This is a genomic window from Bacillus sp. REN16 (assembly GCF_020731355.1).
Classification (GTDB): domain Bacteria; phylum Bacillota; class Bacilli; order Bacillales; family Bacillaceae_L; genus Ferdinandcohnia.
Map to the genome: position 1 here is coordinate 151,656 of NZ_JAJFZK010000007.1, position 13,879 is coordinate 165,534.

Sequence of the window (13,879 nt, forward strand, 5' to 3'; positions counted from 1 at the left end):
TGTTTTCCACCACAAGCCTTGCTCTAGATTGTCCAAGCCCTTACTTAAGCTTATGCACGGCGTTTATAAAAATGTCTCCTCTTTCTTCAAATGTTTTATGTTGATCCCAACTTGCACATGCAGGTGATAATAAAATAACGTCACCCTCATTTGAAAGGTCATAAGCCGTATTAACCGCTGCTTCAACATTATCGACAGTTTTTAAAATTTCTATTCCAGCAAGTTTCCCAGCTCGTTCAAGCTTTTTCGCTGTTTGACCAAACAGAACCAGCGCTTTAACACGGGTTAGTTCCGGAATGAGATCATCAAACTCATTCCCGCGATCAAGCCCGCCCGCTAACAAAATAATCGGTTGTTCAAAAGCAGAAATCGCCTTTTTCGTTGCAAGGATATTCGTTGCTTTTGAATCATTATAAAATTTGCGGTTTTGAATCGAAGTAACATATTGGAGGCGATGTTTTACCCCCGTAAAGGTTGTTAGTACTTGGACAATAGCACGATTTGGCGTATCAACAAGCTTTGCGACCGCAACAGCAGCCAAAATATTTTCCAAGTTATGGACACCTGGTAAAACAATTTCCTTACTTTCAATGATCTTTTCTTCATCAAAATAAATAGCTTGGTCCTTAATATAAGCACCTGTTAGTAGTTGCTGTTTCGTTGAAAATGGAATTTTCTTTCCTCGGCCACCCTCAGCAGCACTTACAACATCCTTATCATCAACATTAATAACGCTATAATCTTCTTCTGTTTGATTTTCAAAGATTCTTGCCTTTGCTTTCACGTAATCTTCCTTCGTTCCATGATAATCAAGATGCGCATCAAAAATATTTAGTAAAACAGATATTTTCGGAGCGAACTCTTCAATTCCCATTAATTGAAAGGAGGAAAGTTCTGTAACGATAATATTTTCCTTATTCGCTGTTTGCGCAACCTCACAGGCTACTGTACCAATATTTCCAGCTATCAATGGAGATTTCTTGCCATATTTAAGCATTTCAAAAATTAATGTTGTCGTTGTTGTCTTTCCATTAGAACCTGTAATACCAATAAAGTTTGCAGGCGTAATATGATAGGCAAGTTCCACTTCCGTAATAACCGGAATTCCTTTCTCTATCGCCTTTACAAGAATTGGGTTTGTATAAGGGATCCCGGGATTTTTAACAATAAAGTCAAAATGATCATCCATAATTTCAATTGGATGACCTCCACATACTACCTTTATTCCCATTTTTTCAAGCTCCTGAGCAGCCTCGTTTTCTTCAAATGGCTTCTGGTCATTAACTGTAAGGCGGGTACCAAGATCAAGAAGTACTTTAGCAGCAGCAAAGCCGCTTTTTGCAAGTCCAAGTATTAAAATATGTTTGTTAGTAAATTTCAATGTATTTTTCAATTAAATCCACACCTCGATATAGATTCCAAGAATCGAACATAATAAACCCACCGTCCAAAATGTCACAACAACCCGCCATTCGGACCATCCCACTAATTCGTAATGGTGATGTAAAGGACTCATTCTAAACACACGTCTTCCTGTTGTTTTAAAAGAGATAACTTGAATAATAACAGACAATGTCTCTATTACAAAAACGCCACCGATTAATATGAGAAGGATTTCGAGCTTAAGCATAATGGCAACCGTTGCAATTGCACCGCCAAGTGCAAGTGAACCTGTATCACCCATGAATACCTTTGCTGGGTTTGCATTAAATACAAGGAATCCAAGAACTGCTCCAACTACTGCTACACAGAAGATAGCAACGTCATATTGAGCTTGGTTCCAAGCTAATACTGCAAATGCTCCAAATGCAATAGCCGATGTACCTGACACTAATCCATCTAAACCATCCGTTAGATTGACAGCATTGGAGAATCCAACTAACCAAAAGATTAAAAAGAGTACATACAGAATTTTTAAATCAAACTCAAATTCTGTCCCAGGGATCGAAATCGCCGTTGAAAAATTATTTTGTTTAAAAATAAAATAAAAAATGATAGCAATAACGATTTGACCGATTAATTTTTGTCTGGAGGTCAAACCGAGATTCCTTTTCAAGACTACTTTAATAAAGTCATCTAAGAAACCTAATATCCCATATCCTAATGTTACAAATAAAAGTAAATATGTCGTTACCGAAAGTTCCCCTAATCGATTTGAGACCAAAATCGTGGTGAGCAAAATCGAAACCATAATAATGATTCCACCCATCGTAGGTGTTCCCGATTTTTTTTGATGTGATTTAGGACCCTCCTCACGGATACTTTGTCCAAATTTTAATCTACGTAAGAAAGGGATAAAAATGGGGGAGAGAACGACGCTTATGATAAATCCAATTGCAATCGAATAAATAACCACTTCTTCAATCATCTTTATCCCCTCCCTTTTTCAATCATTGTTAATTTTTTTTCTAGCAACTTTATTTGATCTGTTGTTTGTTTGTCTTTTCCCAAGTCTACATTTGTAAATAGTTTAAATTTTGTCATTTTATCAAACCCGTTTTCTTCAATTTTTTTAGATAAAATTCTATGATTTTATTAAGTACTGGTAGTGGATCTTTTGCTACGAATACAGGGAAATGATTGGGAAGAAACAGCGGTAATTTTTCATCTTTTGGCCAAACCGCTGCAATTGCACCATTATAAAGTGCCTGCTTTAAAAATTCATCCCTTTTTTCTTGTTCAAGTGAAATATATAGCCCTCTTTTTGTTAAAATTGTTGGATCAGTAACCACTTCTTCAAAATCAAAATTCTGATTCCTGATGCCATACGCCTCTTCAAAAAGATTCCACATATCTTGATTGGATAACAATTAATTCAACTCCTTAATTGCACGAGCTGCAACAAGGCGGTCATCAAATGAATGAGTTTTATTCCCAATGATTTGATAGGTTTCATGTCCTTTGCCAGCAATAATTATTATATCATTCTCAGACGCATTTGAAATAGCATAAAATATTGCTTTTTCACGATCTGGGATAGTGATATATGCTTCACCAACTACCCCCGCTTCCATCTCCTTTAAAATTTCGATTGGATCTTCTGAGCGAGGATTATCTGATGTAAAAATTGGGACATCCGCAAATGTTGTTGCGATCCGGGCCATGATTGGACGCTTTGACCGATCTCGGTCCCCGCCACATCCTATAATTACATTTATTTTCCCCTTTGCGAATTGTTTAACCGTTTTTAAGACATTTTCCAAGCTATCCGGGGTATGTGCGTAATCAACAATTACAGTAAAATTTTGCCCTTCGTTCACAATTTCAAAACGTCCGGGTACGCCATTAACCTGTTCGACTGCGCTAATAATTGTGTGAATTGGGATCTGAGAAACAATACATGCTGCGATTGAAGCTAACACATTATACACACTAAATTGTCCAATTAACTTCATTTTCACTTCGTATGAACCAACAGGTGTTAATAGCTCAAATATTGTCCCAGATGCTGTCATCCGTATATTAGAAGCCATAATATCCGCCGTCTGTTGTATGCCATATGTAACAATTGTTGCTGACGTTGATCTTGCATATTCCTCTGAAGCCGGGTCATCATTATTTAAAATCGCATATTTCGGATTATCCTTGTCAAAACGATTTCCTAAACCAGCAAACAACAAACCTTTTACTCTTCGATACTCATCAATTGTCCGATGGTAATCCAAATGATCCTGTGTCAAATTTGAAAACACCGCAATATTAAAATCGCATCCATGTACCCTTCCGATATCGAGAGCATGTGAAGAAACCTCCATTACAGCTCTAGTCACTTTTGCAGACATCATTTGATGAAAATACTTTTGGAGCATAACAGATTCTGGAGTTGTATTCTTCATTTCAATCGTTTTCTCTCCGATTTTTGTATACATGGTTCCAATGAGGCCCGTTTTTTCCCCGGCTGCACTAAAAATTTCTTCAATAATATGGCTTATTGATGTTTTCCCGTTCGTCCCCGTTACCCCTATTAATTGGAGCTTGTGTGTGGGGTGCTGATAAAAAGCGTCTGCTATAACAGCCATCGCTCTTCTTGTATCCTTCACTATGATGACCGGTATGGACACCTGAACAGCTTTTTCCGCTATAATCGCAACAGCACCTTTTGCTTCGGCTTGTGTTGCGAACAGATGACCATCAAATGTATTTCCTCTTACACAAAAGAACAAACTTCCCTTCACTACCTCCCTTGAGTCCATTTCAAGAGACGTGATAGAAGGATTGGCATTACCTTTTTCCGTAAAATCATGCAGGTTCGCTAACAGGTCCTGTAATTTTATCATGAATTTTACCATTCCCTCTCGAAAAAAATTCTCAAGAATTGGGCATCAGATTAACATATTACTCTAGTCTATATGTATTGTCTAGTACCCTATTTTCCTAATAAACTTCTAAAAAAGGACACCTTACAAAAAATTTTATTCCTCTATATTAAAGGTATTCCTTTTTATAGAAAAAAGAAGCCTAAAAGGGGAATCCTTTTGGCTGCTTAATTCTTGTCTTTTGGTTCTTTTTTATCTGTGGCTTCCCCAAGATGGATCCGTAATGTTGTTCCTTCTTGTACCCGTTCTCCCGCATTTGGCGCTTGGTCAACAACGACAGTTCCTTCTCCACTGATATCCAATTGTATATTCATTAATTGTTGTTGCAATTCCTTCTTTGTTAACCCAATCAAATTTGGAACCTCAAGATATTTTTTATCCGTCCATAATCTCATTTCTTTTTCGATTTGATTTTCGCGTTTTTCGACTCCAAGAAGCGGCAGCGCTTCACGCATGATATTTCCAACAATTGGTGCTGCAACAACACCACCAAATTGTACAGTCCCCTTTGGGTTATCAACGGCAATATAGACGACTATTTGCGGGTCATCTGCCGGAGCAAAGCCAATAAATGATACAATATGATTATTTTGGAGGTAGCCCCCACCTTTTTTGGATTTCTGAGCAGTACCGGTTTTACCGCCTACACGATACCCATCCACATAAGCCCCACCACCTGATCCTCTGGCTACAACATTTTCAAGTGCATATCTGACTTGTTTTGACGTTTCTTCAGAGATGACAGTTCGCTTTGCTTCAGGTGTGTTGCTCTTCACCACTTTTCCTGTCACAGGATCAACCCATTCCTTTGCCACATATGGTTTATACAAGGTTCCCCCATTTACAGCTGCAGCCACAGCTGTTACCTGTTGAATCGGTGTTACAGCGACCCCTTGACCAAATGCTGTTGTCGCTAATTCTACTGGCCCTACGTTCTCTGGTTTAAAGAGAATGCCAGTACCTTCTCCCTGAAGGTCAATTCCTGTTTTTTGACCGAAACCAAAATCGCGAACATACTTAAACAATGTATCCTTGCCTAATCTTGTCCCCAATTCAACAAAACCAGGGTTACAAGAGTTTTGAACAACCTCTAGAAATGTCTGATGGCCATGACCGCCGCGTTTCCAACATTTTAAAGTTGCTCCTCCCACCTTTACAAATCCAGGGTCATTAAAATGATCCTTATCTAAATCTACTTTGCCTTCTTCTAAAGAAGCAGCTAATGTTATTATCTTAAAGGTAGAACCAGGTTCATAAGTGCTCCAAACCGGGAGATTGCGGTTGTACACCTCTTGTGGAACATTTCGAAAGTTTGCTGGATCAAAATCTGGTCTTGATGACATGGCCAAAATTTCGCCATTATTAGGATTCATCGCTATTGCAATTATTCCATCCGGGTTGTATTGGGCTTGGGCATTATTGAGTTCACGTTCGATAAGGGATTGGATTCTCGTATCAATCGTTAACCTTAGGTCAAGACCATCTTTAGGTGGCGTATAATCATCAGCGATATCAGGCATTCTTCTTCCTTTTGCATCGGAATAGAATTGCACACTTCCTTTTTCACCTTTCAATTCTTCATCATAGTTTTTCTCAAGTCCTGTTAATCCTTGGTTATCAATTCCTGCAAAGCCTAATACATGTGAGAGATAGCTGCCAAATGGATAATGGCGTTTGGAATCCTCCGCGATGTATACACCCTTTATCCCAAGTGCGCGAACTTCATTGGCTTTTTCATGGGATATCTTTCTGCCCTCAGGGTTAATATAGACCTTTGATTCATTTTCAGTAATTTTTTTATACGCCTTTTCTTTAGACATATTTAACACGGAAGCAAGTTTTTCTGCTGCTTCAGCTGGATTCTCAATTTGCCGTGGTACAATTAGAACAGTCGGAGCACTCTGGTTGGTTGCTAGGACGACGTCATTCCGGTCAAGTATTTTCCCTCGTTCCGGCTCAAACGGAATATCCCGACTCCATGAATCCTTCGCAAGAGCAGTTAGCTTATTCCCCACAAAAAATTGAACATAGCCTAAGCGAACATCAATTATCAAAAATATTAAAAACCCTATAAATAGTACTAATGATAATCTTTTTCGCACTGTCACATTCGAAACTCGCATATTGCTGTACCTCCTATAACAACGTAAGCGCCAAGGCATGAGCATATTCAAAATCCAAGGCTCGTCTAAATATATGCTTATACAGAAATAGATAGAACGAAAGTGACAATATACAATTGTTTCCAAAAGAAAAAGGAACTGAAATCAGTTCCTTTATTGATCTTCTTCACTATTCTCTTTTTCAGCTGTTTCTTCTTGAGGTGTGTATGGCGGTTCTAAATTCACGGATAATTTATCACCATCTTTTATAATAGACCCAGGTGCCAAGCTTTGTTGCACAACATATCCATTCCCATTATTTGAAACGTGAATATTTGTTAAATCCGCAACTCTCATAACATCCCTTATAGACCAACCTGTCATATCAGGTAAGGTTGCTTCCTGATCAGTAAGAAGTAATACCTGTTCATTAGGCAGAACTTTTTCACCTTGCCTTGGACTTTGAGCGATTATCTTCTTTCCATTTCCGATCACTGTTGCCTTAAGCTTTTGTTTTTCAATCGACGATTTAGCTTCTTCAATTGAACGTCCTTCGTAGGAATCTACTTCAACCTCTTTATCTACATTCACATTATTTTCCGGATTTTGTTCAACCGGTTGAATATTTAAATACTGCAAACTATTTTTCATCACATGATTAAAGATAATGGCCACTGGCTCGTGACCAATATCTGTTTCCTTAAGCTTAGGCTGTTGAACGCCAACATAAATAACTAATTTTGGATCATCCAAAGGTGCCATTCCAAGGAATGAATATAAAAAATTACCTCTTCCTGTTAGATAACCGCCAGTCGGACTCGGTATTTGGGCAGTACCTGTTTTTCCAGCTACTTCATAGCCTTCGAGATTATAAGCTTTTCCTGTTCCATCTGTTACTACCTGGCGCAATAACTGTAAAACTTTCTTAGCTGTATCTTCGGAAACAGGTTGTCCCGCAACCTGAGGCTTGTGATCCTCAACGGTTTTATCTGTATCAGGGTCAACAATTTTATCAACAACATATGGTTTCATCATCTTACCGCCGTTGGCGATTGCAGTTGCTGCCTGAATCTGCTGAATCGGAGTAACAGAGGATGCTTGACCAAACGCAGTTGAAACTCTATCAATCTCCCATTTAAAATTGATCGTGTTTTGAACTTCGCCTTCCAAATCGATGCCAGTTGGTCGATCGAGTCCAAAACGACCTAAATACTCCAATAATTTATCTGTTCCTAATTGTTCATTTGCGAGCTTTGCAAACGCAACGTTTGAAGATTTAAGCACACCTTCATCATAAGTAATCGTCCCCCATCCGCTCCGATTATGGTCCCGAATCGTTTCTCCACCAGCACTGTAACTTCCCGAAGCAAAGGAGGCATTCCCATTATACACTCCCTCTTCAATCGCAGCAGCCAATGTGAAAATTTTCATCGTTGAACCCGGTTCAAACGGATAGGCAATCACGTCATTCAAGTAATTTTCAATGTTTCTTACATTTGGATCAAAGCTCGGTCTTGTCGACATTGCTAAGATTTCACCAGTTTTTGGGTTTGCCACAACACCAATTATTTTTTCGGGCTCATATTCCTTAACCGCCATGTTCATGGCATCCTCAAGAAACGTTTGAATGGTTTGGTCAATTGTTAAATAAACATTGCTTCCATTATCAGGAGCGACGATCTGCTCTTTGGCGTCTGGTAATTTATAGCCTTTCCTATCGCTCTGGAATTTCATATAGCCATCTTCCTCATGAAGATACTTATTAAGACTTTGTTCGATACCCATCTTGCCAATCGTTTCCGTCACTTTCGTTTTCTTATCTGTCACCTTTTGGGCATATCCAACAACATGTGATGCAAAAGTCCCGTTCGGATAGTAGCGTTTTAATTCTCTTCTAAACGCTATACCCGGCAATTCTAAGCTTTCAATTTCCTGTTTGAGAGTTGTACTAATATCTCGGCCATAAGTACCAAACTCAACCTGTTTTTTATCCCTCGTTAAAACCTCATACATTTCGTTCTCATCCATCTTTAAAAATGGTGAAAGTTTGCGAGCCGTTTCTTCAGGATCAACAACATGCTGAGGGTCATCTTCATTTACAGTTAAATCTTCATCAAGGATCGCCACTACGGTATAAGAAGAAGTATCCTCAGCAATTGGGTTTCCATTGCGGTCAAAAATCGTTCCACGATGTGCTTCAATAGCTCTTTGTTTCGTATATTTTTCTTCAGCTAATGCTGCTAATACGACACCATCAACCTTACCTTTACCTTGGATATACACAAATCTTGCCATCAATGTAAAAAAGAGCAAAGCAAATATTATACTAATAAATGCTGCTCCTCTGTTTATATTGGTATTTTTAATCTTCATTTTCATAATTAGTTCCCTTGAACAACTTTCACGTTGTTTTCCTTTAAATCAAGACCAAGCTCTCTCGCTTTTTCCCAAAGACGTTCGTATTCGCTCAATTCCTGTACCTGTACATAAAGGTCACTATTTGTTTTCGTTTGTTGATTGATTGACGCTTCGATTTTCTGGATTTCGATGTTTGTATGATAGATCGATACTTGGTTAGATATGATATGAATTGCGCAGAATATCACAGCTGCGAAAAATATAATCCCTAATACCTTTTCCCCTAATGAAAATCGAAATTTCTTTCTAGTTGGTTGCGTCTTTGGTGACTGATTTGGTTGATAGTTTTCTGTTTGTCTTACTTTGTATGCTAAATTACCCATCATATCCCTCCTTAAGTACCTATCCTATTTTTTGCCTAAAGCTTTTCTGCGATTCTAAGCTTTGCAGAACGAGCCCTGTTATTTACCTCTAATTCTTCTTCTGTAGGTAATATCGGTTTTCTTGTAATAAGTTTTAATGTTGGTTTGTATTCATCAGGAATGATTGGAATCCCTGGCGGAAGGGGTGGACCTTCGCTTGCCTTTTTAAAGGAAACTTTACAAATTCTGTCCTCCAGCGAGTGAAAAGTAATAACACTCACTCTTCCTCCTGTTGCAAGAAGATCAATTGATTGATGAATTGCATTTTCAAAAACTTTTAACTCATCGTTTACTGCAATTCGAATTGCTTGAAAAATCCTTTTTGCCGGATGTCCGCCAGTTCTTCTTGCGGCTGCTGGAATCCCCTCTTTAATTAATTCCACCAATTCACCGGTAGTTTCAATTGGTTTCTTTTCACGTGCTGCTTCAATTTTTCTAGCGATTTGTTTTGAAAACTTTTCTTCACCGTATTGAAAAAAGATTCTTACCATCTGCTCATATGACCAATGATTAACAATGTCATAGGCAGATAATGATGCTTCCTGATCCATTCTCATATCAAGTGGGGCATCGTGGTGATAACTAAATCCTCTTTCCGGGGTGTCCAATTGTGGGGATGAAACACCTAAATCAAACAAAATGCCATTAACGGCAGTTACACCTTGTTCATGTAATTTTTCAGTTATGTTCGCAAAATTACTTTTGATGATTGTTACAATTTCACCATATTCAGCAAGCTTGTCCTTCGCATTATTGATTGCGATATCGTCTTGATCAAATGCATATAGCTTGCCTTTGTTTGAAAGCTTTGAAGCTATGTATGAACTATGTCCTGCACCACCAAGTGTACAGTCTACATATATGCCATCTGGGTCTATCATTAATCCGTTTACGGCTTCCTCTAATAAAACGGTTTTATGTTCGAACATGCTGACACCTCTTATAATCATCTTTGTTGTACTCTTATTATCTTTCACACAAAAGATAAATCAAATGCGCGATGGCGTATTTGCAGTCCGATTTTTTTCGAACAAGTTCGAAAAATTTCCTTTGAAAAATCGTGACATCCGCCGGAGGCTATAACATTATTATGTGGGGTTAACCTAATAATGTTATATATCAAAACCGATCATATTTTCAGCTATATCAGAAAAAGATTCCTCAGAAGCAGCAAAGTACTCTTCCCACTTATCCTTGCTCCAAATTTCTATGCGGTTTGATACTCCAAGCACTACACATTCTTTTTCAAGCCCTGCATATGAAAGAAGCGGTGATGCAATATTCACTCTTCCTTGTTTATCAAGTTCACATTCAATGGCTCCAGAAAAGAAAAATCTTGTAAAAGCACGAGCGTCTTTTTTAGTTAATGGGAGTGTTTTTAATTTATCTTCAAGTATTTTCCATTCTGATTGTGGGTAACCGAATAAGCACTGATCAAGTCCTCTTGTTAAAACAAATGTTTCACCAAGATTGTCCCGAAACTTAGCAGGTATTATCATTCGGCCTTTCATATCAACAGTATGATGGTATTCTCCCATGAACATATCTATTGTCCCCACTTTCTGTATTTATCTTACCACATCCCCCCACTTTCCACCACCAATTTTATCAGATTTTTTCCAAATAAAAAAAATCCCCGGAATTCCGAGGATTTTCGATAGAATATAGCAATTTCAAAGCTTTATTACTTTATGTTTTCCGTTAAATTCAAACGGAAGAGCTAATAAATCTTTGATAAAATCGTCTCCATATTTATTTAAAAAGTAAAAAACATTCCATAATCGCTCTTGTGGGGAGCCAAGTGGCAGAAGTGATTTTTCAATTCGGTTAAAACGATTCAATTCAATTTCATTGCGTTTCAGGATACTGCGGTTGAATGTATTCTTAAGAAATTCAAATTGATGTTGAATAATTTCGGCGTTCTTTAATAAGAGATCCGCCAGCCCTGGATCCACTTCAAGTCCCACTTTTCGGACCTTTTTATGTATCCTCTCCACTTCTTTCTTCGCCTCTAAGATCATCCCGTCCACATCAGCCGTTTGTTTTTCTAGCCATGTTTCTCTGGCTTTTGAAAGTTCACCATTTAACACAGCCTGAATCGTTAACCCGATTTCATCTATATTAGAATCAATCGCTCTTTCCACAATGGTCATCATTAACCGCGGAACGACCGGTGGCATCTTGATGCCCATAACCGCAAAAACTTGTTTTAACTCTGCCCAGTATGAAACCTCACCAGGTCCAGAAATAAAAGCAAGTGTCGGAAATAAGAACTCCTGCATAACTGGTCGGGTTATTACATTATTACTCAGTAATTCCGGTTGTTTTTCCGCAATTTCAAGTAATTCATCCCCGCAAAGGATGCATTCATTATTTTTCCCGCTAAAAATATCATGCTCTACATTATACTCGAGCAAAATACGTTCATTATTTTGCGTAAAAAAAAGATTGGCACTAGATTCATTCATTTCAATTGTTTTAGGGTATTGATAGGTAGACAATACCTCCTGCTGCAACAACAATGAATCATGGATATCGCGGTTTTTTTCAATCATTTTTCTGAGATATTGTGATTGAAGGGTTCGAATTTCCTTTGAACCAGAATCAACAAGGACAAGTCCAGTTTCACCAAATAGTTCATTAATAATTTGTATGAAGAATTCAACATATGTATTTGATCTTTGTACATATTCATTAAGAAGTTCAAGAAGACCATTCGTATAATTAGTTTCACCGTAAGTCTCAAACACTTCTTTAATCCATTCCATAAGGCCATTTTGTTCTATTTCTATTGACGATACCATCATCTTACGGTTGTGATATTGTGGTAAAGCCCTTTTTCGAATCCCATTTTGAAGATTGACATAAAGATGGTTGATTTCAGCAAAATCATGGTCTTCCCCGGCAATCCAAAATACCGGGATGACGGGTACATTTAATTTTTCCTCTTGCTCTTTTGCAAGTTTAATAATAGAAACGATTTTGTGAATAGTATATAGTGGCCCAGTCAATACACCTGCTTGCTGTCCGCCAATCACCACGACACTCCTCGGATCTAAAAGTTTGTTAATATTATCAATGGTTTGTGTGTGATAATTTAATCGTTTATTAAAAGAAAGCAAATGATCCACAAGCTTTTCGCGTTCAAAATGTCGTTTTTGTAAATCTTTTTTTCTTACCTCGTACACAAGCGGAGACTGTATATCATAATCGAAAAATTTCTCTATTTTCATTTTACTTGAAAGATAATCGTTCACTAATCGATTTGAAGATGGTAATGAGAGATCCAAAACCTCCATAAATTCTCGTTCTTCCTTTCATATCCAGTTTATATCTTAGTTGAGTATAGCACGCTTTTTTCAGAAACCAAAAATTACTGCTCATGTTAAAATCAATTAATTTAAGCCGTAATAAAGATTCGCTGAACAAGTCCAATGAGCAACAGCAGAAAATACGCAACCGTGGACGCAAGGAAAACAAATCGCCAAGTCTTTCTTAACACCTTCACTGTTTCAATTTCATGGCTTGTCCTCCAGGTTAAATAACCAAAAAAGAAAATAGTCATCATGAGGATTAGAATGATTAGCCAAAGCATGCTTTTTCCTATGATTACTAGTAATAAATAATGAACTGCGATGAGAAAAAACACAGTCGTCACATCAACCGAAAGAAAAAAAGATTTTCGCGTGTTTTTCAAAAGAATTCTACTAATCAAGTAGACTAATATGAAACCTAATAATGGAATTGTAACAAATGTTGCAGCTAATCCGGCAAAAAAATCGATCATTCCTTATCCCCCTTTTCTTTCAATCCCTTTTATTGAATCAAATAAGAATTGTGTAATGACTACTCCCTCATTCTTTTTCCTTGCTTCATCTATTACATATCCTAAAATGGCATCAATTTCTGTTTTTCTACCTTCTTCTATGTCACGTAGCATCGATGATTTATTTTCGGCAGTATTTTTAAGAATTGTTGTTAGCAGTTCCCATATTTCCCCACCCGAAGGAACAACCCTGGTGATTTCATGAAATAAGGTTTTCATTTGGTTGTGAAAATAACGATTTTCAAGCAATTCCCCATTCTTAACCCGGTAAAGGGCAGTTAAAGGATTAATAACAGCATTGGCGATTAGCTTCGATGTTACGATTTCGTACCAATTTTCATGAAATTCGAATGGAAAATCAGTTAGTCTACTATCGATAGCTTCATTTTTTCCTTTGAATACTCCTAATTTTGTTCGTCCAACACCAGTATGAATGACGGTGCTTTCATTTATTTTTAATGCCCCATGTTCCACAACGCCCAATAGAATCGAAGGGTTCTTTAGCTTATCGATCATGTTAATATGGCTCATTCCGTTTTGAAGGAAGCATACTGTTTGGACCTTCTCTAGGTCTGAAGTTTGTGATAGTACTTCTGCTAATATGTATTGTTTTACAGCAATGAAAATTATTTCTTCTCCTATTACAGATGCGGAGGCTACTACTGCTTGTACCTTATATGTTTTTGACGTATTTTTCTTTTCAATTGTTACACCTAATTTATTTATTTCGTTTGCCTGATGTTCAGTTCTTGTATAAATGGTTACATCATGTTGTTCTGCAAGATAACCAGCAAAAAGCAACCCGATGGAACCTCCCCCAATGATTCCAATTTTCATAACTCCAACTCCACAATT

Annotated in this window: 12 protein-coding genes; all 12 read right to left on the minus strand. The window is 37.6% G+C overall.

The features are described from left to right. Positions 1-40: 40 nt before the first annotated feature. The 12 genes from murD to LKW28_RS11530 all read right to left on the minus strand — a co-directional run bounded on the left by murD (position 41) and on the right by LKW28_RS11530 (position 13,861). Complete coding sequence (gene murD, locus LKW28_RS11475; RefSeq protein ID WP_229140502.1) at positions 41-1,393, minus strand: UDP-N-acetylmuramoyl-L-alanine--D-glutamate ligase; 1,353 nt, start codon at positions 1,391-1,393, stop codon at positions 41-43. Continuing rightward, positions 1,394-2,368 carry a phospho-N-acetylmuramoyl-pentapeptide-transferase gene (mraY, locus tag LKW28_RS11480; protein WP_229140503.1) on the minus strand — a complete coding sequence of 325 codons (975 nt, stop codon included), beginning with the start codon at positions 2,366-2,368 and terminating at the stop codon, positions 1,394-1,396. Between the two features lie 112 nt (positions 2,369-2,480). Then, positions 2,481-2,810 (minus strand): hypothetical protein, encoded by a 330-nt coding sequence (locus tag LKW28_RS11485; protein WP_229140504.1) that lies wholly within the window; start codon positions 2,808-2,810, stop codon positions 2,481-2,483. Then, a complete protein-coding gene (locus LKW28_RS11490) occupies positions 2,811-4,274 on the minus strand; it encodes a UDP-N-acetylmuramoyl-L-alanyl-D-glutamate--2,6-diaminopimelate ligase (protein ID WP_229140676.1) in 1,464 nt (487 codons plus the stop codon). Between the two features lie 209 nt (positions 4,275-4,483). Next, complete coding sequence (locus LKW28_RS11495) at positions 4,484-6,439, minus strand: stage V sporulation protein D (RefSeq protein WP_229140505.1); 1,956 nt, start codon at positions 6,437-6,439, stop codon at positions 4,484-4,486. Positions 6,440-6,592: 153 nt separating this feature from the next. Then, complete coding sequence (locus LKW28_RS11500; RefSeq protein WP_229140506.1) at positions 6,593-8,797, minus strand: penicillin-binding protein; 2,205 nt, start codon at positions 8,795-8,797, stop codon at positions 6,593-6,595. A gap of 2 nt (positions 8,798-8,799) precedes the next feature. Further along, complete coding sequence (gene ftsL / locus LKW28_RS11505) at positions 8,800-9,159, minus strand: cell division protein FtsL (protein ID WP_229140507.1); 360 nt, start codon at positions 9,157-9,159, stop codon at positions 8,800-8,802. 35 nt (positions 9,160-9,194) lie between these two features. Continuing rightward, entirely contained in the window at positions 9,195-10,127 is a 933-nt protein-coding gene (rsmH, locus tag LKW28_RS11510; RefSeq protein ID WP_229140508.1) for a 16S rRNA (cytosine(1402)-N(4))-methyltransferase RsmH, read from the minus strand. Between the two features lie 183 nt (positions 10,128-10,310). Next, entirely contained in the window at positions 10,311-10,742 is a 432-nt protein-coding gene (gene mraZ / locus LKW28_RS11515) for a division/cell wall cluster transcriptional repressor MraZ (protein ID WP_229140509.1), read from the minus strand. Positions 10,743-10,871: 129 nt separating this feature from the next. Further along, on the minus strand, positions 10,872-12,497 hold the full coding sequence (bshC, locus tag LKW28_RS11520; protein ID WP_229140510.1) for a bacillithiol biosynthesis cysteine-adding enzyme BshC: 1,626 nt from the start codon (positions 12,495-12,497) through the stop codon (positions 10,872-10,874). A gap of 101 nt (positions 12,498-12,598) precedes the next feature. Continuing rightward, the gene (locus tag LKW28_RS11525) at positions 12,599-12,985 is read right to left on the minus strand and encodes a DUF3397 domain-containing protein (protein WP_229140511.1); all 387 of its coding nucleotides are present in this window, start codon (positions 12,983-12,985) and stop codon (positions 12,599-12,601) included. A gap of 3 nt (positions 12,986-12,988) precedes the next feature. Beyond that, the gene (locus LKW28_RS11530; RefSeq protein WP_229140512.1) at positions 12,989-13,861 is read right to left on the minus strand and encodes a 2-dehydropantoate 2-reductase; all 873 of its coding nucleotides are present in this window, start codon (positions 13,859-13,861) and stop codon (positions 12,989-12,991) included. Positions 13,862-13,879: the final 18 nt, after the last annotated feature.

What these genes read in the sequence shown, in the direction of transcription:
- mraY (WP_229140503.1), bottom strand. Translation starts at nt 2,368, where the DNA reads ATGATTGAAGAAGTGGTTATTTATTCGATTGCAATTGGATTTATCATA.
- LKW28_RS11495 (WP_229140505.1), bottom strand. Translation starts at nt 6,439, where the DNA reads ATGCGAGTTTCGAATGTGACAGTGCGAAAAAGATTATCATTAGTACTA.
- LKW28_RS11500 (WP_229140506.1), bottom strand. Translation starts at nt 8,797, where the DNA reads ATGAAAATGAAGATTAAAAATACCAATATAAACAGAGGAGCAGCATTT.
- ftsL (WP_229140507.1), bottom strand. Translation starts at nt 9,159, where the DNA reads ATGGGTAATTTAGCATACAAAGTAAGACAAACAGAAAACTATCAACCA.
- rsmH (WP_229140508.1), bottom strand. Translation starts at nt 10,127, where the DNA reads ATGTTCGAACATAAAACCGTTTTATTAGAGGAAGCCGTAAACGGATTA.
- mraZ (WP_229140509.1), bottom strand. Translation starts at nt 10,742, where the DNA reads ATGTTCATGGGAGAATACCATCATACTGTTGATATGAAAGGCCGAATG.
- bshC (WP_229140510.1), bottom strand. Translation starts at nt 12,497, where the DNA reads ATGGAGGTTTTGGATCTCTCATTACCATCTTCAAATCGATTAGTGAAC.
- LKW28_RS11525 (WP_229140511.1), bottom strand. Translation starts at nt 12,985, where the DNA reads ATGATCGATTTTTTTGCCGGATTAGCTGCAACATTTGTTACAATTCCA.
- LKW28_RS11530 (WP_229140512.1), bottom strand. Translation starts at nt 13,861, where the DNA reads ATGAAAATTGGAATCATTGGGGGAGGTTCCATCGGGTTGCTTTTTGCT.